This window comes from Rhizobium sp. IY2, from assembly GCF_047532935.1.
In the GTDB taxonomy this organism is placed as follows: domain Bacteria; phylum Pseudomonadota; class Alphaproteobacteria; order Rhizobiales; family Rhizobiaceae; genus Rhizobium; species Rhizobium anhuiense.
In genome coordinates this window covers 1,533,687-1,557,476 of sequence record NZ_JBLKNU010000001.1, presented here as the reverse complement: position 1 = coordinate 1,557,476, position 23,790 = coordinate 1,533,687, and the positions used below count along the sequence as shown (strand labels likewise).

Here is a 23,790-nt window from a genome sequence, read left to right as displayed (position 1 = left end):
GTTTTCGGGCTTTCTTTTTAACTTTTTGGAAGTGGGAAGGCAGCTGGCCGCCTTCCCGGCATTTCATGCTGGTGCTCGATTAACGAACCGGCGGTGCGTACTGGATGCCGCCCTTGTTCCACAGAGCATTCAAGCCGCGTGCGATCTTGAGCGGGCTACCCTGGCCGATATTGCGCTCGAAGATTTCGCCATAGTTGCCGACGCCCTTGATGATATTGGCGGCCCAATCATTGGTCAGGCCGAGATCGGTACCAATCTTGGTGTCGGCCTCGCTGCCGAGGAAGCGCTTGATGTCCGGGTTCGGCGAGTTCTTCATCTCGTCGACATTTGCCTGGGTGATGCCGAACTCTTCGGCATTGATCAGCGCATAAGCCGTCCAGGAAACGATGTCGAACCACTGATCGTCACCCTGACGGACGGCCGGGCCAAGCGGCTCCTTGGAGATGATCTCAGGAAGGATGACGTGTTCGTCGGGATTCTTGAGCGTCAGACGCAACGAATAGAGACCGGATTGGTCGGTCGTGTAAACGTCGCAACGACCGGCGTCATAGGCCGCGTTGACCTCAGGAAGATTCTCGAAGACGACCGGATTGTACTGCAGATTGTTCGTCTTGAAGTAATCGGCGAGGTTCAGTTCCGTGGTCGTGCCCGACTGTACGCAGACCGCGGCGCCGGAGAGTTCGAGAGCCGACTTCACGTTCAGGCTTTTGCGAACCATGAAGCCCTGACCATCATAATAGGTGACAGGACGGAAGTTGAAGCCGAGTGCGGTGTCGCGGTTGATCGTCCACGTGGTGTTGCGCGAGAGAACATCGATTTCGCCGGACTGAAGGGCAGTAAAGCGCTCCTTCGCGTTTGTCGGCGTGTACTTGACCTTGGTGGGGTCGCCGAAGACAGCCGAGGCGACCGCCTTGCAGAAGTCGACGTCGAAGCCGGCCCAATTGCCGGAAGCGTCAGGTGCGGCAAAGCCGGTAAGGCCGGTATTGACGCCGCACTGAACGAAACCCTTTGCCTTTACATCTTCGAGTGTCGTGGCCGAAGCAGCCGAAGCGCCAAGAGCGAAAACTGCTGCGCCGATTGAGGCCGACAGAAGCTTGTTCTTCATTTTTTTTCCCAACCTTTTCCGTTGTCTTGTATTTTCTTGTGGGAAGTTCCGGCGAAATCTGCCGCCTCCCCATTTGCTCGACACCCTCCCGGCGCGAGTTGTTCTATCACAGTCGCAAATGTCACCATGGTCAAGTGTCGCGGTCAATAATTGCGGCAAATTTCAGCATTTTGGCAGATTGCGCCGCGTTGATGGGCACTTGGTTATGAAATAGGCGGCTAGTTGCGGAAAATTAACGCGAAATCGTGAGTTCCGCCGCTTTGGTCCGTCGCTGGCGATCCATCTCCAAGGGGTTGACCGGATATTACGGGGCGTCCAAAAGTCTGGTTTCGCGACCCTTCGCCAAAGGCTATTTCCGACATGAAAGACAAAGACAGCTTGCTGCAGAATGCCGGCATCAACACCCGCCTGACCCATATCGGCAACGACCCCTTCGACTATCACGGCTTCGTCAATCCCCCGGTCGTGCACGCCTCGACGGTGTTGTTTCCGAATGCGCAGGTGATGAAGACACACGCGCAGAAATACACTTACGGGACGCGCGGCACGCCGACGACCGATGCGCTCTGCGAGGCGATTGACGCGCTCGAAGGGTCAGCCGGCACGATCCTCGTGCCCTCGGGTCTCGCGGCCGTCACCATTCCCTTCCTGGGCTTTTCCGCCGCCGGCGATCATGCGCTTGTCGTCGATTCGGTCTACGGTCCGACCCGGCATTTCTGCGATACGATGCTGAAGCGTCTCGGCGTCGAGGTGGAATATTACGATCCGACGATCGGCGCCGGCATCGAGGCGTTGTTTCGGCCGAATACCAAGATCGTCCACACCGAGGCTCCCGGCTCCAACACTTTCGAAATGCAGGACATTCCGGCGATATCGGCCGTTGCGCACCGCCTTGGCGCCATCGTCATGATGGACAATACCTGGGCGACGCCGCTCTATTTCAGGCCGCTCGATCACGGCGTCGACATCTCCATCCATGCGGCGACGAAATATCCGTCCGGCCATTCCGATATTCTGCTCGGAACGGTTTCGGCCAATGCCGAGCACTGGGAGCGGCTGAAGGAATCGAACGGCGTGCTCGGCATCTGCGGCGCACCCGATGATGCCTACCAGATCCTGCGCGGATTGCGCACCATGGGCCTGCGCCTCGAGCGGCATTATGAAAGCGCGCTTGATATCGCCGAATGGCTGGAGGGCAGGGAGGACGTCGCCCGCGTGTTGCATCCGGCCCTGCCGAGTTTCCCCTCTCACCATCTTTGGAAGCGCGATTTCAAGGGCGCCAGCGGCATCTTTTCCTTCGTGCTTGCGGCCGACAGCCCCGAGAAATTCACGGCAAAGGCGCATGCCTTCCTTGATGCGCTGAGGATTTTTGGGCTCGGCTATTCCTGGGGCGGCTTTGAAAGCCTCGCCTTGCACGCCCATCTCAACGATCGCAAGGTCGCCAAGGCCCCGCCGGATGGCCCTGTCATCCGCCTGCAGATTGGCATCGAGGATGTGGCCGACCTCAAGGCCGATATCGAGCGGGGTTTTGCTGCTGCAAGTGCCGTCTGAGCGGCATCGCCGGGCGATGCTGCCGCTTGCAGCGCTCTATGGCAACTGCACGGACCGATAGCCGTAGATCCAGTCGAGATCCGCCGCCAGGCTTTGCGGCGGCTTGAGGCCGAGCACGAGATCGCGGCCGATCCGGATCGGCCCTTTCGCATGATAGGCAAACCGGTTGAAGGCGCCACGCTGGCGAAGTTTCGCGATACGCGGCGCCCGATGTCTTTCGAACAGCGCCAGTGCTTCCGACACGGGATGGTTCGAGAGAAAGGCGGCGAGTTCATAGGCGTCTTCGATCGCCATCGCCGCTCCCTGGGCGGCAAAAGGCATCATCGCATGCGCGGCGTCGCCGATCAGAATCGTCTTTCGGCCGTCCTGCCAAGCGCCTGATGTGGTTTCGAACAGCGGCCAGAACGTCAGCTTCGGGTGTTTTTCGAGCAGCGAGACGATTGCGGCGTTCCAGCCGGCAAGCCGCGTCCGCAGTTGCGTGCGCTGTTCGGCCGTCGGCTCGCTTTGCCAGGCCTGCGGTGCGATGTTGCCGGCGGTGATCGCCACCATGTTGAAGCTGCCGGTCTCCTTCAGCGGATAGCAGACGAGATGCGCCGAACCGCCGAGGAAAGCCGAAACGCTTGCCCGGTCGAGGAAAGCCGGCGCTTCATCCTCTGCAATGGTGAAGCGGTAGGCGATATTGCCGGAAAAGTGCGGCGAGGGGCTGCCCGGAACGGATTGCCGCAGCTTCGACCAGACACCATCCGCACCGATCACGACATCGGCGGTCCGCTCGAAAGGCGGCAGCGTCGATTCCATCCGCACACCCAGATGAAGCCGGCAGAGCGGGTCGGCCGCGACTGCAGCCAGAAGGGCTTTCTGCAATGTGGTGCGGTGCAGGACGCCATAGGGCGCACCCCAGCGTTGCCGCGCGAATTTGCCCGCCGGCACCGCCGCGAGTTGGCGCAGTGAACTGCCCGATATCAGCCGGATCGCGTCCGGCTCGAGCCAGAGCTTCGACAGGCCTTCAAGAATACCGAGTTCGGCAAGGATGCGCGAGGCGTTCGGCGAGATCTGCAATCCGGCGCCGATGTCGGCGAGTTCGCCCGCCTGCTCGAAAATCTCCGAGCTGATACCCCGGCGCGAAAGCGCAAGGGCGGCTGTCAGCCCTGAGATCCCCGCGCCGATGATGGCGGCATGTTCGACCGGCATGGTTCGCCCGATCCGGATCTGGACCGACTACGCCGCCTTCACGTGGAAAACGCAACCGGCCGGATTGGTCTGGCTGGGCTTGAGCGCCGAATTGAAGCGATAGAGCGTCGAGCAGTAGGAACAGACTTTTTCGTTGTCGTCGCCCATATCGATGAAGATGTGCGGATGATCGAAGGGAGCCGAAGCGCCGGTGCACATGAATTCCTTGACGCCGACTTCGATAACGCGGTGACCGCCGTCGTTCTGGAAGTGGGGAATGTTGTGGCCGGCCATGTCGCTCTCCGAATGCTTTGAAATGTGCGCGAACCTTATAAGCCTTCGCCGCAAATGTGTAGAGCCAAAGCGCCGCGCCAATCACAGTTTTCAGGCGCAGTTTTCAGCCACAGTTTTTGGCTTCACGATGAAAGGCCGCTCGATTATGGTCGCGCCAAAAGGAAGACCTGATGAATCTGAATACGCCCGCATTTTCAAGCTTCACTCATGATGGATTGCAGCTCGCCTTCTTCGATGAGGGCGATCCGGCCGGTGTCCCCGTCTTGTTGATCCACGGCTTTGCCTCGACGGCAAACGTCAACTGGGTGCATCCGGGCTGGCTGAAGACGCTGGGTGATGCCGGCTACCGGGTGATCGCCATCGACAATCGCGGCCATGGCGCAAGCGACAAGCCGCACGATGCCGAAGCCTACCGTCCCTGGGTCATGGCCGGCGATGCGATCGCGTTGCTCGATCATCTCGGCATCCCCGAAGCCAATGTCATGGGCTATTCGATGGGGGCGCGCATTTCCGTCTTTGCCGCACTTGCCAATCCGCATCGCGTCCGTTCGCTGGTGCTCGGCGGCCTCGGCATCGGCATGACCGACGGTGTCGGCGACTGGGACCCGATCGCCGATGCGCTGCTGGCGCCCTCGCTGGAGGCGGTGACGCATAGCCGCGGTCGCATGTTCCGCGCCTTCGCCGAGCAGACGAAGAGTGACCGCACTGCCCTTGCCGTCTGCATCCGCGGCTCACGCGATCTCGTCGCCCGTTCTGACATGGCCAAGCTCGCCATGCCAACGCTGATCGGCGTCGGCACCAAGGACGATATCGCCGGCTCACCGCAGGAATTGGCGGCGCTGATGCCCAATGCCGAAGCACTCGATATTCCGGGCCGCGATCATATGCTCGCCGTCGGCGACAGGGTTTTCAAGCATGCGGTGCTGGCCTTCTATGCAAGGGTCGCCCATCGCTGACATCATCGTGATGGCGAAAAACCATGCTAAAAAACCATGGCGACGGCACCCATTTATGTTATTGGCGTTTTCCTCTATATATTGGCATTCCGAAAACGGCATTCCGGCTGGCAACGAGGAGAGCGGCGATGGTCGCAAAGACTGACATCCGTGCTTTTGACACAGGCCATCCCGTGAAGGTGATGGATCCCATCTGGGACAGCCTGCGCGAGGAAGCCCGGCTCGCCGCCGAACGGGACCCCGTTCTCGCCGCCTTCCTCTATTCGACGGTGATCAACTACCATTCGCTCGAGGAATGCGTTATCCACCGCATCTGCGAACGTCTCGATCACCCCGACATGCAGGCGAACCTGCTTCGCCAGACCTTCGAGGAGATGCTCCTCGACTGGCCGGAATGGAGCTCCATTCTGCGCGTCGATATCCAGGCGATCTACGACCGCGATCCCGCCTGCCTGCGCTTCATGGAGGCGGTGCTCTATTTCAAGGGCTTCCACGCGCTGCAGACGCATCGTCTGGCCCATTGGCTGCTGAACCGCGGCCGGCGTGATTTCGCGCTCTATCTGCAGAGCCGCTCCTCCAGCGTCTTCCAGACCGACATCAATCCCGCCGCCCGTATCGGCAAGGGCATTTTCCTCGATCACGCCACCGGCCTCGTCGTCGGCGAGACGGCCGTTATCGGCGACAACGTCTCGATCCTGCACGGCGTGACACTCGGCGGCACCGGCAAAGAGGGCGCTGACCGCCATCCGAAGATCGGCAGCGGCGTGATGATCGGCGCCGGCGCGAAGATCCTCGGCAATATCGAGATCGGCTACTGCTCACGCGTCGCGGCCGGTTCCGTCGTATTGAAGGCGGTGCCGCCCAAGAAGACGGTCGCGGGCGTGCCGGCCAAGGTTGTCGGCGAAGCCGGTTGTTCGGAGCCGTCGCGCAACATGGATCAGGTAATCGGCGCTGATATCTGAGCGCCTGTTGGATAAAGGATAGGAACAGTCGGCGGAGTGTGAGCGGGGACAGAATCGCCAAGCGGCAAGCCTTGCCTTTACACCGCTGCTTTTCCTGTGCAAGAAGCGGCCAATCAAGACTGCTTACGGAGATGACAGAGTGAAGCCAGAAGAAATCAAGAAGCTCGACGCCTATTTCAAACGCATGTTCAACCCGCAGATCATCGTCAAGGCGCGTCCGCGCAAGAATGATTCTGCGGAAGTCTATCTCGGCGAAGAATTTCTGGGCGTCGTCTATATCGATGACGAGGACGGCGACCGCTCCTACAACTTTTCGATGGCGATCCTCGACGTCGATCTCTGATCGTTCTCGAAAACTTCAAGGGACCGGGCGGCGCGATCCGCCCGGTCTTTTTTTGTTTTTTTGTTGCCGAGTCAAAATTTTTTTAAAGCCTCCGGTTGTGTCTTTGTGATATATATTAGCAAAATCAACTAAAGACGTACGTGCCCCGGCGCGCATGCTTTGTTATCTTTTTGTAATGCAACCTTTGGATGTTTTGCAGCGCACAAGACTACTTGACTATTTGTGCATTGCAGCTACCCTGCCGCCAGCCACAGCCCAACGGAGGATGCCTCATGTTCAACTTTGACGATGCCAACAAAAAGAGCAAGGAAGCCGTCGACACGGCGCTGAAAACCTATTCCGAGACGGCCAAGGGCTTTCAGGCGATCGCCGCCGAAGCCGCTGAATATTCGAAGAAATCCTTCCAGGATGCGGTGACGCACTTCGAAACGCTGGCCGGCGCCAAGAGCTTCGAGGCAGCTTTCGAGCTGCAGACGAGCTATGTCAAGTCGTACTATGAGAACCTTGTCTCCGAGACGACGAAGCTCGGCGAGATGTATGCCGATCTCGCCAAGTCCGCTTACAAGCCCTACGAGGCTCCGATCGCAGCTGCCGTCGCCAAGGCCACCAAGTCGGCGCCGGCGGCGACATCAGCCGCCGCGTGAATTGATTCTCCCGGCGCAACCTGCGCTACATATTGAAATATGAGGACCGGCTACGCATCTGTGGCCGGTCTTTTTGTTTCCACTTTCGCTGCAGCGCTTCTATGGGATGGGCTAAGGCGCGGGGCAATCTTTTAGATTCGCTCTTCGCGCTTCAGGTCTTTGTTTTTAGGCATGTCGTTGCCGCAAAACCGCTGCACGGTTTGCGCGACATGCTTTGGGGACTTTTTTGGTCTGTCCCGTGCATGCCGGCCATTTCTTGATTGCAGTGACTGACAGGGGGCTTAAAATCAGCCTATTATGAACTAAGTTAGTGTTTCAGATATTCGGCGGGAAAAGCACCCTCCCATGCTCCGCCGGATTGCTTGAGGAATGAATGACAATGATCGCAACGCCGATCCGGATGCAGAACGACAGCGAAAGGAACGGGGACAACGCAAATCGAACCTCGGTCATCACACGCACTAAGCCGAAGACCAAGAAGCCCAATCTTTATCGTGTGCTGCTTTTGAATGACGACTACACTCCCATGGAATTCGTCATCCATATTCTGGAGCGTTTTTTTCAGAAGGATCGTGAAAGTGCCACCCGCATCATGCTCCATGTCCATAACCACGGCGTCGGCGAATGCGGAATATTCACATACGAGGTAGCGGAAACGAAGGTCAGCCAGGTGATGGACTTCGCCCGGCAGCACCAGCATCCGCTGCAATGCGTCATGGAAAAGAAGTGAGGATCTGAACGTGCCAACATTTTCGCCTAGTTTAGAGAAGGCGCTCCATCAGGCACTGACCTTTGCCAACGAGCGGCACCACGAATATGCGACGCTCGAGCATCTGCTGCTCGCCCTGATCGACGATGCCGATGCGGCCGCGGTCATGGGCGCCTGCAATGTCGATCTCGACGCGCTGCGCAAGACGCTCGTCGAATATGTCGATAATGAACTGTCCAATCTGATCACCGGTTATGACGAGGATTCGAAGCCGACCTCCGGCTTCCAGCGCGTCATCCAACGTGCCGTCATCCATGTGCAATCCTCCGGCCGCGAAGAGGTGACCGGCGCCAACGTGCTCGTCGCGATCTTCGCCGAGCGCGAGAGCCATGCTGCCTATTTCCTGCAGGAGCAGGAGATGACCCGCTACGACGCTGTCAACTACATCTCCCATGGCATCGGCAAGCGGCCTGGCGCTTCGGAGGCTCGCCCGCCGCGCGGCGCCGAGGACGAAGCCGAAAGCAGCAAGCCGACGGCGCGCGGCGGCGAAGAAGAGGGCGGCCCCAAGAAGCAGCAGGATGCGCTGAAAGCCTATTGCGTCAATCTCAACGAGAAGGCCAAGGGCGGCAAGATCGATCCGCTGATCGGCCGTCACGCCGAGGTGAGCCGCACCATCCAGATCCTGTGCCGTCGTTCGAAGAACAATCCGCTCTACGTCGGTGATCCCGGCGTCGGCAAGACGGCGATCGCCGAAGGCCTTGCCAAGCGCATCGTCGAAGGCAAGGTTCCGGAAGCGCTCGCCGATGCGACGATCTTCTCGCTCGACATGGGCACGCTGCTCGCCGGCACGCGCTACCGCGGCGATTTCGAAGAACGCCTGAAGCAGGTCGTCAAGGAACTGGAAGAATATCCGGGCGCCGTGCTCTTCATCGATGAGATCCACACGGTGATCGGCGCCGGCGCCACCTCGGGCGGCGCGATGGATGCCTCGAACCTCCTGAAGCCGGCCCTGTCATCGGGCGCGATCCGCTGCATCGGTTCGACCACCTACAAGGAATATCGCCAGTTCTTCGAGAAGGACCGGGCGCTGGTGCGTCGTTTCCAGAAGATCGACGTCAGCGAACCGTCGATCGATGATGCAATCGAAATCATGAAGGGCCTGAAGCCCTATTTCGAAGAGTATCACCATCTGCGTTATTCGAACGACGCCATCAAGTCGGCCGTCGAATTGTCGGCCCGCTACATCTCCGACCGCAAGCTGCCCGACAAGGCGATCGACGTGATCGACGAAACGGGTGCGGCCCAGATGCTGCTGCCGCCGTCGAAGCGCCGCAAGCTGATCACTGAAAAGGAGATCGAGGCGACGGTCGCGACGATGGCGCGTATTCCGCCGAAGACCGTCTCCAAGGACGACGAAGCCGTGCTCGCCAATCTCGAGCAGGAACTGCGGTCGGTCGTCTATGGCCAGGATATCGCGATCGAAGCTCTTTCGACGTCGATCAAGCTGGCGCGCGCCGGTCTTCGCGAACCGAACAAGCCGATCGGCGCCTATGTCTTCTCCGGTCCGACCGGCGTCGGCAAGACCGAGGTGGCAAAGCAGCTGGCCTCGTCGCTCGGCGTCGAACTCCTGCGCTTCGACATGTCGGAATATATGGAGCGGCACACGGTTTCGCGTCTGCTCGGCGCACCTCCCGGCTATGTCGGCTTCGACCAGGGCGGTCTTCTCACCGATGGCGTCGACCAGCACCCGCATTGCGTGGTCCTGCTCGACGAAATCGAGAAGGCGCATCCGGATATCTACAATATCCTGCTGCAGGTCATGGACCACGGCACGCTGACCGACCATAACGGCAAGAAGATCGACTTCCGCAACGTCATCCTGATCATGACGACCAATGCGGGCGCTTCCGAAATGGCCAAGGCGGCGATCGGCTTCGGCTCGTCCAAGCGCACCGGCGAGGACGAGGAGGCGCTGACGCGGCTCTTCACGCCGGAGTTCCGCAACCGTCTCGACGCGATCATTCCCTTCGCGGCGCTGCCGACGGCCGTCATCCACAAGGTCGTGCAGAAGTTCATCATGCAGCTGGAGGCCCAGCTTTCCGAAAGGAACGTCACCTTCGACCTGCATGAGGACGCGATCGCCTGGCTTTCGGAAAAGGGTTACGACGAGAAGATGGGCGCCCGCCCGCTTGCCCGTGTCATCCAGGACACGATCAAGAAGCCGCTTGCCAACGAGATCCTCTTCGGCAAGCTGAAGAAGGGCGGCGTCGTCAACGTCACCGTCGGCCCGAAGGAAGACGGCAAGCCCGGCATCGTGCTGGAAGCCATTCCGGATACGGCGCCGATCAAGCCGAAGCCGGAAGCTGAGGTCGTGCATCCCGAAGCCGGCGATGAGGGTGATGGCGAGCTGAAGACGAAGCCGGCTCCCAAGGCCCGCGCCAAGACCGTGCCGCAGGCCGAGCCTGAAGTCCGCGACGCTCCGAAGAAGGGAAGCACGGTTCCGAAGGTTCCGCGCAAGAAGTGAGCTTTCGTCCCACCAAATTGGAAAAGGCCGCGTCTTACACGCGGCCTTTTTCGTTTCTGGGCATCGCCAGGGATCGATGTTACGCCAGTGCCGCCCTGATCTTTTCGGCATGTGCGGCAAGTACGGCGCCATCCTCCATCTTGCCGGAATGCGGCTTGAGCGCAGCACCCTCATGGCGCGGGATGACGTGGAAATGCAGATGAAACACCGTTTGCCCGGCGGCCGGTTCGTTGAACTGGGCGATGAAGACGCCGTCAGCGTCGAAGACGTCCTTAACCGCAATGGCGACCTTCTGGACGACTGATATCGCATGGGCGAGGGTGGCTGGATCGGCATCGAGGATATTGCGCGACGCCGGTTTGGGAACGACGAGCACGTGGCCCGGCGCCTGCGGCATCACATCCATGAAGGCGATCGTGTGCCCGTCCTCGTAGATCCGGTGTGAGGGGATTTCGCCGCGCAGGATTTTGGCGAAGATATTGTTGTCGTCATAGTCGGCCGGGTCGGTCATCGCGAAATCTCCTCGGTTCCTACCGCGCCGCGCGTCTTTTCTGACGCCCTAAGGACGCTGTAGCATTTTAAATTACTGCATAACTCCTTAAATCGATTCCGATTTAAGGAGTTATGCAGGGGTTGATCGGGTAACGCGCCCGGGAGGGCAGCGTCAATCCTCCTGCAGGCGCTCGCCCTTGCGGAAAGGACTGTGCTCACTCAGCACCTCGCTCATATGCTCGACATCGGCGCGCTCGCGCGCGAGATAGTCGCCGATTGCCCGGCGAAGGCCGGCATGGGCGACGTAGTGGGCCGAATGCGTCGTCACAGGGAGGTAACCGCGGGCAAGCTTGTGTTCGCCTTGCGCTCCGGCTTCGACGCGCTTCAGCCCTTTCGAAAGGGCGAAGTCGATCGCCTGGTGATAGCACACCTCGAAATGCAGGAAGGGATGATCCTCGATGCAGCCCCAGTGACGACCATAGAGTGTATCGCCGCCGATGAAGTTGATTGCGCCGGCGACATAACGCCCGTCGCGCTTGGCCATGACGAGCAGGATGTCATCGGCCATGCGCTCGCCGATCAGCGAGTAGAATTTGCGGGTGAGGTAGGGCCGGCCCCATTTGCGGCCGCCGGTATCCATGTAGAATTTGAAGAACTGGTCCCAGATGCGCTCCGTCAGGTCGCGGCCGGTCAGCCAGTCGATGCTGATGCCGTTTTCGAGCGCGGCGCGGCGCTCCTTGCGCAACGCCTTGCGTTTGCGCGAGGCGAGCGTTTCGAGAAACGCCTCGTGATTGGCATAGCCGTCATTGATGAAATGGAATTGCTGGTCGGTGCGGTGCAGATAGCCGTCCATCTCGAAAACGCCGATCTCCTCGTCCGGCACGAAGGTGATATGGGCCGAGGAGATGCCGAGCCGGCGCACGACCTCCTTCAGACTTTCGGCGATGGCGCTCTGGATCGGCAGCCGCTGCAGCCCCTCGGCGACAAGAAGACGCGGACCCGTCGCCGGCGTGAACGGAATGGAGCACTGAAGTTTGGGGTAATAACGCCCGCCGGCCCGTTCGAAGGCGTCGGCCCAGCCATGATCGAAGACATATTCGCCCTGGCTGTGGTTCTTGAGATAGCCGGGCAGGGCGCCGATCAGCTCGCCGCGATCGGTTTCGAGCAGCAGGTGGTGGCCGAGCCAGCCGGTCTCGGCGCTGGCTGAACCGGATTCCTCCAGCGACGACAAAAAGGCGTGCGAAACGAATGGGTTGTAGGCAAGCGTGGCGCAAGTCTTCGAGGCCCCGGAAAGCCTGGACCAGCTCTCCGGGGAAATCGCGGTGAAGGAGCGTTCTACGCGAATGGACAGTTCATCAGTCATGGAGCAAATGCGAAGCCTGTGGGAGGATGGTTTCGGCTCTGCCTTACAGCGCCACGCGTCTTTCAGACGCGCAAAGGACGCTGTAACGCTTTGAGTTGCTGCACAATTTTATCCTTAAATCGATTCCGATCTAAGGAATTATGTGGCAGTTTGCGCATGATCTTGGCCAAAAAGCGAGCGTCAAACCGCCACGCGCGGATCGAAGCCTTCGAAAGTCATCTGGTCTGCGTTTGCGAATGTACGCCGGCGCGCCTCTTCGTCACGCACCGTCCAGGTAATGACGGGAATGCCCTTTTCGCGTTGACTTGTGATGAAGGCATTCGGCAGCTCGTCATAATAATAGGAGATGAAATCGAGACCGATCTCCATCGCCTTCGCATGCGTCTTGAACTCCTCCGGCGTGTTGCCGTTGGCCGTCAGCCCGAGCGGGTAGGGTGAGCCAAGCGCCTTCAGATCGCGCAGCAGCCAGTGGTCGAAGCTCATCAGCGCCACCTTGCCCTCATAGTTTTCGAGCACTTCGAGAACGGCTTCGGCAAAACCCTCGTCATCGGCCTCGCGACCCTTGAGCTCCAGCACCAGCGGCACCTTGCCCTCGACGAGGTCAAGGAGCTGGCGCAACGTCGGCACCTTGTCGCTGGTCCCGCCGACGGCGATCAGGCCAAGCTCCCGCGACGTGCGCTCACGGATGTCGCCGTTGAGATTGCACAGGCGCTGCAGGTCCTCGTCGTGAAAGATGACCGGCACGCCGTCGGAGGCGTAATGCAGGTCGCATTCGATCGCAAAGCCCGCTTCGACGGCACGCGAAAAGGCCGAAAGCGTGTTTTCCCAGACATGCTTGTTGAGGTCGTGATAGCCGCGATGGGCGACCGGCACGTCCTTGATCCAGGCAGCATTGGTGGTCATTCGGCGATTTCCATGATAGCATCTATCTCGACGGCGGCGTTCAGCGGCAGGGCAGCCATGCCGACGGCGGCGCGCGCATGTTTGCCGGCCTCGCCGAGTACGCCGGCAATCAGGTTCGAAGCGCCGTTGATGACGAGATGCTGCTCGACGAAGTCGGGCGCCGAGGCGACGAAGCCATTCAGTTTGATGACGCGCCGGATACGGCCGAGATCGCCGCCAAGTGCCGCCTTCGCCTGGGCGAGGATGTTGATGGCGCAGAGTTCGGCGCCGCGCTGGCCGCCCGCAACGTCGACGGTCTTGCCGAGATGGCCCGTGACGGCGACCTTGCCGCCTTCGAGCGGCAGCTGGCCGGAGATGTAGAGAAGATTGCCGCTGATGACATAGGGAACGTAATTTGCAGCAGGTGCTGCGGCTTCGGGCAGGGTTATCCCCATCTCAGTCAGGCGTGCAGCAATTTCATCGGACATTTTCGTCTCCGCTTTTGTTGTCAATTCTTCAAAAATTATGCATCAAGACTAGAATCTTTAATATGACAGGTTCGAGCCTCGATTTGGCCGAAAGCGTTCTTATAACATCGCGACCGAGTCCAACAGGAGTTAATGAATGTTCCGATCGAGTCTTGTCGCTCTGCTTCTCGCCAGCGTTTCCGCCAATGCATGGGCGGCTGCGCCCGCGGTAAGCGCTGCGATCGCGACCGGCCTCGTCGCACATCGCGCGGTCTACGATCTGGAATTGAAGGACGCTTCGGACCGCTCCGGCATCGCCGGCATGTATGGTCGCATGGTCTATGAGTTCGACGGCAGCTATTGCCAGGGCTTCACGACCAACTTCCGCTTCGTCACGCAGATCGATACCGGCGACAGCGTGCGCGTCAGCGACCAGCAGACGAAGACCTTCGAGAACCTGAAGGATGGCAAGTTCACCTTCGACACCAAATCCTTCACCGACGACCAGCTCGATAAGGAGGTCAACGGTGCCGCGCAGGATCAGCCCGACGGTGTCAAGGTCGATCTCAAGCAGCCGTCGAGCCGCGAACTGCAGCTTGCCGAAAGCCGTTTTCCCACGGAACACATGCTCGACGTCATCCAGAACGCCAAGGACGGCAAGCGCTTCTTCGAGGCGCGCGTCTTCGACGGTTCCGATGACGGCGACAAATCGCTGGTGACGACGACGATCGTCGGCAAGCAGGAGACGCCGATTGCCGAGGAGGCCGATGCCGGCAATGCCGGCGCCTTCTCCAAGACCGCCTTCTGGCCGGTGACGATCGCCTATTTCAACGAGAATGCGAAATCGGATGCTTTGCCGGTCTACCGCATGTCGTTCAAGCTCTATGAGAACGGCATCACCCGCGACCTGACGATGGATTACGGCGATTTCGTCCTGACCGGCAAGCTTGCCAAGCTGGAGTTGCTCGAACGCAAGGCCGAGGTCTGCAAGTAGACGCAGGCTTTTGAAAAACCACGGTCGGGCGATCCGGGACGATTAAATCGTCCACGCACCGCCCTGATCTGCAAGGTGATGCGATCCTTGCAGCAGGCTGTTGGCAGGGCACCTGCATCCAAATTGATGTCTGTCGCAGGTCTCGCGCTGGCGAGTTGAACCGCGGCGTTCGCAGAAGCCGACGGTTATCCTTTTCATTTTTTCCCGCATCGATACGCGGTGCCGGGTTAATGGGTCGGTTTTTTCGGCATAAGCCTTGCTTTTGCGCCAAATCGAATGTATGGGCACCGGCATTCCACACGTAAGGCATGGGATCGTCCGGGAGAAATCCGGGCTGTTCCGCCGGTGGCATTCTCGAAGAGGGTGCTGTTCGCCTTGCGGAGGTTCAACCGGAAAAGGAGTAACAAGGCATGGCATTGCCTGATTTTTCTATGCGCCAGCTTCTCGAGGCAGGCGTCCACTTCGGCCACCAGACGCATCGCTGGAACCCGAAGATGAAGCCGTACATCTTCGGCGATCGCAACAACATTCACATCATCGATCTGGCCCAGACCGTTCCGATGCTGTCGCGCGCCCTTCAGGTCGTCAGCGACACCGTTGCCCGCGGCGGCCGCGTTCTCTTCGTCGGCACCAAGCGCCAGGCGTCTGAGATCATCGCCGACAGCGCCAAGCGTTCGGCCCAGTATTACGTCAACTCGCGCTGGCTCGGCGGCATGATGACGAACTGGAAGACGATCTCCAACTCGATCCAGCGCCTGCGCAAGCTCGACGAGATCCTGAACGGCGAAGCCCAGGGCTTCACCAAGAAGGAACGCCTGAACCTCGAGCGCGAGCGTGAAAAGCTCGACAAGGCTCTCGGCGGTATCCGCGATATGGGCGGCACCCCCGACCTGATGTTCATCATCGACACCAACAAGGAAAAGATCGCGATCGACGAAGCCAAGCGCCTCGGCATCCCGGTTGTCGCCATCATCGACTCGAACTGCGATCCGGACCTGATCGACTATCCGATCCCGGGTAACGACGACGCATCGCGCGCCATCGCTCTTTACTGCGAGCTGATCTCCCGCGCCGCCATCGACGGTATTGCGCGTCAGCAGAGCTCTTCCGGCCGCGATCTCGGCGCATCCTCCGAGGTTCCGGTCGAGCCGGCTCTCGAGGAAGCAGCCGAAGGCTGATGAAGGCGGGCGGATCGAAAGCTCCGCCAAAGCTTACAGAGACTGGGAAAGGCCGCTCGCGACTCATCGAAGTTCGGCGGCCTTGCCTGTTTCAGGGCGAGGGCGTCAGGCTCTTCGCCAGACTAAGTTTCGGTATGGCGCGTCTTCATCACGCTGTCATACATACAGGTACATTTCGTGCCTCAATCCGGTGCCGAGCCGCGCTCTGCGGCCCACCGTATGAACCGACAAGAGGAAGCTAATGAGCGAGATTACGGCTGCAATGGTGAAGGAACTGCGCGAAAAGACCGGCGCAGGCATGATGGACTGCAAGAAGGCTCTTGCTGAAACCGGTGGCGACATGGAAGCGGCGATCGACTGGCTGCGCGCCAAGGGCATCGCCAAGGCCGACAAGAAGTCCGGCCGCACCGCCGCTGAAGGCCTCATCGGCGTTTCGAGCCAGGGCACCAAGGCCGTCGTCGTCGAAGTCAATTCCGAAACCGACTTCGTCGCCCGTAACGACGCCTTCCAGGATCTCGTCCGCGGCATCGCCAAGGTCGCCGTCTCCACAGACGGTACCGTCGAAGCCGTTGCGGCTGCGACCTACCCGGCATCGGGCAAGTCCGTTTCCGACACGATCAAGGATGCGATCGCAACGATCGGCGAGAACATGAACCTGCGCCGTTCGACCGCTCTCTCCGTCGAGGACGGCGTCGTCGCCACCTATATCCACAATGCTGTTTCCGACGGCCTCGGCAAGCTCGGCGTTCTCGTGGCGCTGAAGTCGACCGGCGACAAGGAAGCCCTGAACGCAATCGGCCGCCAGGTCGCCATGCACATCGCTGCGACCGCGCCGCTGGCGATCCGCCCGGAAGAAGTCGATGCCGCCGTCGCCGAGCGCGAGCGCAACGTCTTCATCGAGCAGTCGCGCGCTTCCGGCAAGCCTGACAACATCATCGAGAAGATGGTCGAAGGCCGTATGCGCAAGTTCTTCGAGGAAGTCGCCCTTCTCTCGCAGGCTTTCGTCATCAATCCGGATCTGACCGTCGCAGCCGCCATCAAGGAAGCTGAAAAGGCCGTTGGCGCGCCGATCGAAGTCGCCGGCATGGCCCGTCTTCTGCTCGGCGAAGGCGTCGAAAAGGAAGAGACCGATTTCGCAGCCGAAGTTGCGGCTGCCGTCAAGGGTTGATCTTCCAGCCATAATTGGGAAAACACCAGGGCATCGCGTGACAACGCGATGCCCTTCGTGTATCGGGCATTCACGGCAATTTACGAGGAGCCAAGATGTCTTTAGAGCCTGTCTATAAACGCGTTCTACTCAAGGCCTCCGGCGAAGCGCTCATGGGTGGCCAGGGTTTCGGGATCGATGTCGCGGTGGCGGACCGCATTGCATCTGACATCGCCGAGGCAAGGCATATGGGCGTGGAAGTCGGCGTCGTCGTCGGTGGCGGCAACATTTTCCGCGGTGTCGCGGTAGCGTCCAAGGGCGGCGACCGGGTCACCGGCGACCATATGGGCATGCTCGGCACCATCATCAATGCTCTGGCGCTGGCGACCTCGCTGCGCAAGCTGAACATCGATACGGTGGTGCTTTCCGCCATCTCCATGCCGGAGATCTGCGAGAGCTTTTCGCAGCGTGCAACCCTTTATCATCTGTCGATGGGACGCGTGGTGATCTTTGCCGGCGGCACCGGCAATCCCTTCTTCACCACCGATTCTGCCGCAGCTCTCCGCGCCGCCGAAATGGGCGCACAAGCGATCTTCAAGGGCACGCAGGTGGACGGGATCTACACCGCCGACCCGAAGAAATATCCCGATGCGACCCGCCTCGACCGCCTGACGCACCAGGAAGTGCTGGACAGGGGACTAGCGGTGATGGACGTTGCCGCCGTGGCGCTCGCCAGGGAGAATTCCATTCCGATTATCGTCTTCTCGATCCACGAGAAGGGCGGTTTTGCTGAAATCTTGACGGGCGGTGGCCTCAAGACCATCGTCTCCGACAACTGATATAAGCTGCGCCGCTTTATCAGGCGCAGCCCTGGCTAGAACATGATGATTTTAGGCCGGTTGGCCTGAAATCTGAATCATGTTCTACATTAAATAGTTAGAGCATGATGTCGTCCGAAAGCCGCTGACGCTTTTCGGCATCATGCTCTAGAGCATGTCGCGCAAAAGTGTGCAGCGGTTTTGCGATGACGGCATGCGCAAACCAAAGACCTAAAGCGCGGCAAGCGAATCTGAAAGATCGCGACGCGCTTTATACGGGAGCATCGACATGAGTGAAGGTATCGACATCAAGGAACTGAAGCGCCGCATGGATGGCGCGGTTTCCGCATTCAAGAGCGACATCGCATCGCTGCGCACCGGCCGGGCTTCGGCCAACATCCTCGATCCGGTAACGATCGAGGCCTACGGTTCGCGCATGCCGCTGAACCAGGTCGCCAACATCACCGTGCCCGAGCCGCGCATGCTGTCGGTTTCTGTCTGGGACAAGTCGATGGTCAGCGCCGTCGAGCGCGGTATTCGCGAATCCAATCTCGGTCTCAACCCGATCGTCGACGGCCAGAACCTGCGCATTCCGCTGCCGGAGCTGAACGAGGAGCGCCGCAAGTCGCTCGTCAAGGTGGCTCACGACTATGCTGAAAAGAGCAAGGTCGCGATTCGCCACGTCCGCCGCGACGGCATGGACGGCCTCAAGAAGGCCGAAAAGGATGGTGTAATCGGCCAGGACGAGAGCAGGGCGCAGTCGGAACGTGTACAGAAGATGACGGACGAGACGATTTCCGAAATCGACCGCTTGCTTGGCGAGAAGGAAAAGGAAATCATGCAGGTCTAGTGGATCTGTGCCTTTGCCTGGAAAGACCGGACGGGAAATGTCGGAATCTGTATTTGTGACCGTGCCTGAGCATGTTGCCATCATCATGGACGGCAATGGCCGTTGGGCCAAGCAGCGTGGCCTGCCGCGCACGATGGGCCATCGCAAGGGCGTCGAGGCGGTCCGCGAGACAGTGCGCGCCGCCGGTGCCGTCGGTATAAAATATCTGACCCTCTTTGCCTTCTCCTCGGAGAACTGGCGCCGGCCCGAGGCCGAGGTTTCCGATCTGCTCGGCCTGCTCAAGGCTTTCATTCGGCGCGACCTCGCCGAGCTTCATCGCCAGAATGTGCGCATCAAGGTGATCGGCGACCGCCACAGCCTGCGCAGCGACATTCTCGGTCTGCTGCTCGAGGCGGAGGAAACGACCAAGGACAACACGGCGCTGACGCTGGTCATCGCTTTCAACTATGGCTCGCGCGACGAGATCGCCCGCGCCGTGGTGAGTTTGGCCCGGGATGTCGAGGCCGGCTGCCTGAGGGCGCAGGACATCACCCCCGCGCTCATCAACGCCCGTCTCGACACGGCAGGCATCCCCGATCCGGATCTTATCATCCGCACCAGCGGCGAGGAGCGGCTTTCCAACTTCCTGCTCTGGCAGGCCGCCTATTCTGAATTCATCTTCCTTCCGGAATACTGGCCGGATTTCAGCCCCGAGATCTTCCGCCAGGCGCTCGAGAAATTCGCCTCTCGTGACCGGCGCTTCGGCGGCCTGTCGTCGCAGGCAGCCGCGGTCGGCACCTGATGCAGAGGGAATTGAAGCTCCGCATCGTTTCAGGACTGATTCTTGCGGTCATCGTTCTTGCCGCCACCTGGTATGGCGGTCTTGCCTTCCGTATCCTGGCGGCCGCGATCGGCCTGCTGATCTATTATGAATGGTCGAAAATAACAGGCATCGCGCGTGATTGGGTCGCCAATGCCGTCGGCTGGATCGGCGAGGCGGCAGTCGCCTTTCTCGTGCTTGTCGGCAATTTCGAATTCGCCGCCGGGATGCTGGCCGGCGTCACCGCCGTCGGCATCGCCCTGATCATCCTGCACGGCACGAGCCGCTGGTTTCCGGCTGGCCTGTTTTATGCCGGCGCCACCGGCCTGGCGCTCGCCGCGATCAGAAGCGATGACCGGCCTGGCCTTTATGCCATGCTCTTCGTCTTTGCCGTCGTCTGGGCAACCGATATCCTCGCCTATTTCGTCGGCAGGGCGCTCGGCGGACCGAAGCTTGCCCCTTCGATCTCGCCTGGAAAGACGTGGTCGGGCGCAATCGGCGGCGCCGTTTCAGCCGTCGCTGCCGGCGTCGTTCTCGTCCATTTTCTCCTTCCGGGCGCTGAAATCATCGCCGCCGGCGTAGCGCTGGTTCTGTCGGTTTGCAGCCAGTCGGGCGATCTTTTCGAATCTTTCATCAAACGGAAATTCGGCGTCAAGGATTCAAGCCATCTCATTCCGGGCCATGGCGGCGTCATGGACCGTGTCGACGGACTGATTTTTGCCTGTTTTTCGGCGTTCTTGCTAGCTGGGCTTTTTTCCCTGATAAAGGGGGCTGAGATGACCTCGCTCGGCGCGGCATTGTTCGGCCTCTGATGACGCGGCAGCTTGACGGAAGGGACTCATGGAAACGGTGACCGGCATATACGGATTCTTGATGGGGAATATCGTCACCTTCATCCTCGTGCTCTCGCTGCTCGTCTTCGTGCATGAGATGGGCCACTATCTCGTCGGGCGCTGGAGCGGCATTCGCATCCTTGCCTTTTCCGTCGGCTTCGGTCCGGAGATCTTCGGCTTCACCGACCGCCACGGAACACGCTGGAAGATTTCGGTGATCCCGCTGGGCGGTTATGTCCGGTTCTTCGGCGACGAAGACGCCTCGAGCAAGCCAGACGCCGACAAACTCGCCGCCATGTCCGAGGAAGACAGGGCGCGCTCCTTTGCCGGCGCCAAGCTCTGGAAGCGCGCTGCCACCGTCGCAGCCGGCCCGATCGCCAATTTTCTGCTGGCGATCGCCATCTTCACCGTTCTTTTTTCTGTCTATGGCCGCATGATCGCCGATCCTGTCGTTGCCGAGGTCAAGCCGGATGGCGCCGCTGCTGCCGCCGGCATCCTTCCCGGCGACCTGCTGGTCGCCATCGACGGCAACAAGGTCGAGACCTTCGACGACGTGCGCCGCTATGTCAGCATCCGCCCGAGCCAGAAGATCGTCGTGACGATCGAGCGTGGCGGCGAGAAGCTCGATCTGCCGATGGTGCCGCAACGCACCGACCAGACCGACCAGTTCGGCAACAAGATCGAGCTGGGCCAGATCGGCATCGTCACCAATCAGCAGGCTGGCAACTTCCGCCTGAAGACCTATACGCCTCTCGAGGCGCTGCAGGAGGGCGTGATCCAGACTCGCGACATCGTCACCGGCACTTTCAAATATATCGGCAACATCTTCGCCGGAACGATGCGGGCCGACCAACTGGGTGGGCCGATCCGCGTGGCGCAAGCTTCGGGCCAGATGGCTACGCTTGGCATAGGCGCGGTGCTGCAGCTTGCGGCAATGCTTTCGGTTTCGATAGGATTGCTTAACCTGATGCCGGTTCCGGTACTTGATGGCGGCCACCTGATGTTCTATGCGGTGGAAGCGGTGAGGGGGAAGCCGCTGGGCTCCACGGCTCAGGAAATTGCATTTCGCATCGGCTTGGCAATGATATTGACATTAATGGTTTTCACGACCTGGAACGACATCGGCTCGATCAGAGGGTAAACGAGCAAGGCGAGGGAATTACTGTTTATTTACGATGTTTCAAGGCTGTAGTGGCGAATGGGTCACGCTTGCAAATGAAGTAAACAGAAATTAACGACCTCGCTTGCTTGTATGTCAAAAGCGGGTAAAACGACACACGTGACCGGAATCGGGTTCTCCCGGAGCCGGGGACGAGGGAAACAAAGGTAATAGGTGAAATGAAGGCTGGTTCAAAGTTTTTGAACGCAGTATCGGCGGTTGCGCTGTCTGCTAGTGTTGTTGCTTCGGGCGCAGGTGCTTTGACGTTCGTTTCCGCTACGGCTGCTGAGGCCGCCGTCATCCAGCGTATCGATGTGCGCGGCGCAAGCCGCGTCGGCGCGGAAGCCGTCCGGTCGAACCTCACCATCTCTCCCGGGAAGAGTTTTTCCAACAGCGATATCGATGCTTCGGTCAAGCAGCTTTACGGTACGGGGTACTTCTCCGACGTGAAGATCTCGGTCTCGGGAAGCACGCTCGTCGTCAACGTTCAGGAAGCTCAGCTCGTCAATCAGGTCGTCTTCAACGGCAACCGCAAGATCAAGGACGACAAGCTCGCGACCATCGTCCAGACCCATGCCGCCGGTCCCTACAGCGACACCCAGATCCAGTCCGACATTCAGTCGATCAAGGATGCCTACGCTGCCACCGGCCGCAGCGAGGTCGAAGTGACGACGCAGGTGGTGCCGCTCGGCGAAGGCCGCGTCAACCTTGCCTTCGTCATCAACGAAGGTGATCGCACCAAGATCGATTCGATCAACTTCGTCGGCAACAATGCCTACAGTGCCGGCCGCCTGGCTGCCGTCATCAATACCAAGCGTTCGAACTTCCTTTCGTTCCTGACCCGCAAGGACGTCTATAACGAAGACAAGCTCCACGCCGACGAAGAAGCGCTGCGCCAGTTCTATTACAATCGCGGCTACGCCGACATGCGCATCGTCTCTTCCGATGCCACCTTCGACGACGCGACCAACAAATACACGCTCACCTTCAACATCGAGGAAGGCCAGCGCTACGATTTCGGACCGGTGACCGTCCAGTCGACCGTCGAAGGCGTCGGTTCCGATCAGTTGCTGCCGCTCGTGCGCACCCATGAAGGTCGTGTCTACAGCGCCAAGGACGTGCAGAAGTCGATCGAGGCGATCTCCGATCAGGTGGCGTCTGCCGGTTATCCCTTTGCGCGCGTCACGCCGCGCGGCAACCGCGACCTCAACAACAATACGATCGGCGTCGAATATCTGGTCGACCAGGGCGAACGCGCCTATGTCGAGCGTATCGAGATCCGCGGCAACAGCCGCACGCGCGACTACGTGATCCGCCGCGAATTCGACATGAGCGAAGGCGACGCCTTCAATCAGCAGATGATCACCAAGGCCAAGCGTCGCCTCGAAGCGCTGGGTTACTTCTCTTCCGTCAATATCTCCACCCAGCCGGGCAGCTCGCCCGACCGTGTCGTGGTGGTCGTCGACGTGCAGGATCAGTCGACTGGTTCGTTCGGTGTCGGCGCGGGTTATGCCGCGGGCGGCGACGGTCTGCTGCTCGAAGCATCGATCGAGGAAAAGAACTTCCTCGGCCGCGGCCAGTATATCCGCATTTCGGCCGGCGGCGGTCAGGAAGGCTCGCGCGCCTACGGCGTCAGCTTCACCGAACCCTATTTCCTCGGCTATCGCCTGGCGGCAGGCTTCGACGTCAACCGCAGCGAAACGTCGAGCAACGACGACTATGACTACGAGGAAACCAGCGTCGTTCTGCGTGTGACCGCACCGATCACCGAAGATCTGGCGACGACCTTCCGCTATAACTACAAGCAGATGAAGTATGACGGCGATACCTCCGATCTTTCGGCGACCTATGCCAATCTGGTCGATGAGAGCCCGTGGACGCGCTCTTCCGTCTCGCAGACGCTGACCTACAACACGCTTGATGACACCGTCCTGCCGCGTGAAGGCATCTATGCGACGGCGACGCAGGAACTTGCCGGCCTCGGCGGCGACTCGCAGTTCTACAAGATCTACGGCAAGGCCCGTTACTACCATCTGCTCGCCGACGATGCCGACATCATCGGCTCGGTCTCGGCTTCGGCGGGTTATGTCGTCCCCCTCGGCGACCACCTGAATGTCTTCGATCAGTTCACCCTGACCAACGGCGATATTCGTGGCTTCGAGAACAAGGGGATCGGCCCACGCATCAGCGGGGATAATGATGACCCGCTCGGTGGCACGACCTATTTCACGGCGTCGGCGGAAGCGACCTTCCCGATGCCTGGCTTCCCGCGTGACTTCAACCTGCGCGGCGCCGTCTTTGCCGATGCCGGCACGCTGTTTGGCAATGATGTCGAGCTTCTCGGCTCCGATCAAGCGGAGGGCACCAGTGCTTCGCTGCGCGCTTCCGTCGGTGTCGGTGTTGTCTGGCAGTCTCCCTTCGGTGCATTGCGTCTGGATTACGCAATCCCGGTCCTCAAGGAAGACTTCGACAAGACGCAGAACTTCAAGTTTGGCATCAACAACCAATTCTGATATCGGCAGTCCGGAACTGTAAGACTCAATTCCGTTC

Annotated in this window: 23 protein-coding genes; 16 read left to right on the top strand and 7 right to left on the bottom strand. The window is 59.9% G+C overall.

The window, feature by feature from the left end; all coding sequences use genetic code 11:
* Nucleotides 1-79 precede the first annotated feature (79 nt).
* A complete protein-coding gene (locus ACMUVN_RS07625) occupies nucleotides 80-1,105 on the bottom strand; it encodes an amino acid ABC transporter substrate-binding protein (protein ID WP_047614893.1) in 1,026 nt (341 codons plus the stop codon).
* 360 nt (nucleotides 1,106-1,465) lie between these two features.
* On the opposite strand from ACMUVN_RS07625, the gene ACMUVN_RS07620 reads away from it, so the two are divergent.
* Nucleotides 1,466-2,656: a cystathionine beta-lyase gene (locus ACMUVN_RS07620; protein WP_063475501.1), complete on the top strand. Its 1,191-nt coding sequence runs from the start codon at nucleotides 1,466-1,468 to the stop codon at nucleotides 2,654-2,656.
* A gap of 36 nt (nucleotides 2,657-2,692) precedes the next feature.
* On the opposite strand, the gene ACMUVN_RS07615 is transcribed toward ACMUVN_RS07620, so the two are convergent.
* Both ACMUVN_RS07615 and ACMUVN_RS07610 read right to left on the bottom strand, forming a co-directional pair.
* On the bottom strand, nucleotides 2,693-3,847 hold the full coding sequence (locus ACMUVN_RS07615) for an FAD-dependent monooxygenase (RefSeq protein WP_063475502.1): 1,155 nt from the start codon (nucleotides 3,845-3,847) through the stop codon (nucleotides 2,693-2,695).
* A 27-nt stretch (nucleotides 3,848-3,874) separates the two neighbouring features.
* Complete coding sequence (locus ACMUVN_RS07610) at nucleotides 3,875-4,120, bottom strand: zinc-finger domain-containing protein (protein WP_003539274.1); 246 nt, start codon at nucleotides 4,118-4,120, stop codon at nucleotides 3,875-3,877.
* 170 nt (nucleotides 4,121-4,290) lie between these two features.
* Between ACMUVN_RS07610 and ACMUVN_RS07605 the strand changes: the two genes are divergently transcribed.
* The 6 genes from ACMUVN_RS07605 to clpA all read left to right on the top strand — a co-directional run bounded on the left by ACMUVN_RS07605 (nucleotide 4,291) and on the right by clpA (nucleotide 10,258).
* A complete protein-coding gene (locus tag ACMUVN_RS07605) occupies nucleotides 4,291-5,076 on the top strand; it encodes an alpha/beta fold hydrolase (protein WP_414814977.1) in 786 nt (261 codons plus the stop codon).
* A gap of 128 nt (nucleotides 5,077-5,204) precedes the next feature.
* Nucleotides 5,205-6,038: a serine O-acetyltransferase gene (cysE, locus tag ACMUVN_RS07600; protein ID WP_047614921.1), complete on the top strand. Its 834-nt coding sequence runs from the start codon at nucleotides 5,205-5,207 to the stop codon at nucleotides 6,036-6,038.
* Between the two features lie 139 nt (nucleotides 6,039-6,177).
* The gene (locus ACMUVN_RS07595; RefSeq protein ID WP_010021897.1) at nucleotides 6,178-6,381 is read left to right on the top strand and encodes a DUF3126 family protein; all 204 of its coding nucleotides are present in this window, start codon (nucleotides 6,178-6,180) and stop codon (nucleotides 6,379-6,381) included.
* A gap of 272 nt (nucleotides 6,382-6,653) precedes the next feature.
* On the top strand, nucleotides 6,654-7,025 hold the full coding sequence (locus ACMUVN_RS07590) for a phasin family protein (RefSeq protein WP_047614944.1): 372 nt from the start codon (nucleotides 6,654-6,656) through the stop codon (nucleotides 7,023-7,025).
* A 379-nt stretch (nucleotides 7,026-7,404) separates the two neighbouring features.
* Complete coding sequence (clpS, locus tag ACMUVN_RS07585; RefSeq protein WP_063475503.1) at nucleotides 7,405-7,755, top strand: ATP-dependent Clp protease adapter ClpS; 351 nt, start codon at nucleotides 7,405-7,407, stop codon at nucleotides 7,753-7,755.
* A 10-nt stretch (nucleotides 7,756-7,765) separates the two neighbouring features.
* The gene (clpA, locus tag ACMUVN_RS07580) at nucleotides 7,766-10,258 is read left to right on the top strand and encodes an ATP-dependent Clp protease ATP-binding subunit ClpA (protein WP_097594576.1); all 2,493 of its coding nucleotides are present in this window, start codon (nucleotides 7,766-7,768) and stop codon (nucleotides 10,256-10,258) included.
* A gap of 79 nt (nucleotides 10,259-10,337) precedes the next feature.
* On the opposite strand, the gene ACMUVN_RS07575 is transcribed toward clpA, so the two are convergent.
* The 4 genes from ACMUVN_RS07575 to ACMUVN_RS07560 all read right to left on the bottom strand — a co-directional run bounded on the left by ACMUVN_RS07575 (nucleotide 10,338) and on the right by ACMUVN_RS07560 (nucleotide 13,483).
* Nucleotides 10,338-10,769, bottom strand: a complete 432-nt coding sequence (locus tag ACMUVN_RS07575; RefSeq protein ID WP_168332841.1) for an HIT family protein — start codon at nucleotides 10,767-10,769, stop codon at nucleotides 10,338-10,340.
* Between the two features lie 153 nt (nucleotides 10,770-10,922).
* Nucleotides 10,923-12,113, bottom strand: a complete 1,191-nt coding sequence (locus tag ACMUVN_RS07570; RefSeq protein WP_047614950.1) for a GNAT family N-acetyltransferase — start codon at nucleotides 12,111-12,113, stop codon at nucleotides 10,923-10,925.
* Between the two features lie 180 nt (nucleotides 12,114-12,293).
* Nucleotides 12,294-13,016 (bottom strand): glycerophosphodiester phosphodiesterase, encoded by a 723-nt coding sequence (locus ACMUVN_RS07565; protein WP_047614952.1) that lies wholly within the window; start codon nucleotides 13,014-13,016, stop codon nucleotides 12,294-12,296.
* Nucleotides 13,013-13,483, bottom strand: a complete 471-nt coding sequence (locus ACMUVN_RS07560; protein ID WP_047614954.1) for a RidA family protein — start codon at nucleotides 13,481-13,483, stop codon at nucleotides 13,013-13,015. The genes ACMUVN_RS07565 and ACMUVN_RS07560 overlap by 4 nt, the downstream gene beginning before the upstream one ends.
* Nucleotides 13,484-13,619: 136 nt before the next feature.
* Between ACMUVN_RS07560 and ACMUVN_RS07555 the strand changes: the two genes are divergently transcribed.
* The 9 genes from ACMUVN_RS07555 (at nucleotide 13,620) to bamA (ending at nucleotide 23,753) form a co-directional block, all read left to right on the top strand.
* Nucleotides 13,620-14,456, top strand: coding sequence for a cell envelope integrity EipB family protein (locus ACMUVN_RS07555; protein WP_047614955.1), 837 nt, complete (start codon nucleotides 13,620-13,622; stop codon nucleotides 14,454-14,456).
* 410 nt (nucleotides 14,457-14,866) lie between these two features.
* Nucleotides 14,867-15,634 carry a 30S ribosomal protein S2 gene (gene rpsB / locus ACMUVN_RS07550; protein ID WP_003573382.1) on the top strand — a complete coding sequence of 256 codons (768 nt, stop codon included), beginning with the start codon at nucleotides 14,867-14,869 and terminating at the stop codon, nucleotides 15,632-15,634.
* Between the two features lie 241 nt (nucleotides 15,635-15,875).
* Nucleotides 15,876-16,802, top strand: a complete 927-nt coding sequence (gene tsf / locus ACMUVN_RS07545) for a translation elongation factor Ts (protein WP_047614958.1) — start codon at nucleotides 15,876-15,878, stop codon at nucleotides 16,800-16,802.
* Nucleotides 16,803-16,897: 95 nt separating this feature from the next.
* Nucleotides 16,898-17,620 (top strand): UMP kinase, encoded by a 723-nt coding sequence (pyrH, locus tag ACMUVN_RS07540; protein WP_047614960.1) that lies wholly within the window; start codon nucleotides 16,898-16,900, stop codon nucleotides 17,618-17,620.
* A 268-nt stretch (nucleotides 17,621-17,888) separates the two neighbouring features.
* Nucleotides 17,889-18,449 (top strand): ribosome recycling factor, encoded by a 561-nt coding sequence (gene frr / locus ACMUVN_RS07535; protein ID WP_028757647.1) that lies wholly within the window; start codon nucleotides 17,889-17,891, stop codon nucleotides 18,447-18,449.
* Between the two features lie 37 nt (nucleotides 18,450-18,486).
* On the top strand, nucleotides 18,487-19,230 hold the full coding sequence (locus ACMUVN_RS07530) for an isoprenyl transferase (RefSeq protein WP_028757646.1): 744 nt from the start codon (nucleotides 18,487-18,489) through the stop codon (nucleotides 19,228-19,230).
* Nucleotides 19,230-20,060, top strand: a complete 831-nt coding sequence (locus ACMUVN_RS07525; protein ID WP_097623115.1) for a phosphatidate cytidylyltransferase — start codon at nucleotides 19,230-19,232, stop codon at nucleotides 20,058-20,060. Before ACMUVN_RS07530 ends, ACMUVN_RS07525 begins: the two co-directional genes overlap by 1 nt.
* Nucleotides 20,061-20,088: 28 nt before the next feature.
* Nucleotides 20,089-21,222, top strand: coding sequence for an RIP metalloprotease RseP (rseP, locus tag ACMUVN_RS07520; RefSeq protein WP_047614964.1), 1,134 nt, complete (start codon nucleotides 20,089-20,091; stop codon nucleotides 21,220-21,222).
* Between the two features lie 197 nt (nucleotides 21,223-21,419).
* Nucleotides 21,420-23,753: an outer membrane protein assembly factor BamA gene (gene bamA / locus ACMUVN_RS07515; RefSeq protein WP_047614966.1), complete on the top strand. Its 2,334-nt coding sequence runs from the start codon at nucleotides 21,420-21,422 to the stop codon at nucleotides 23,751-23,753.
* The last annotated feature ends 37 nt before the right edge of the window (nucleotides 23,754-23,790 follow it).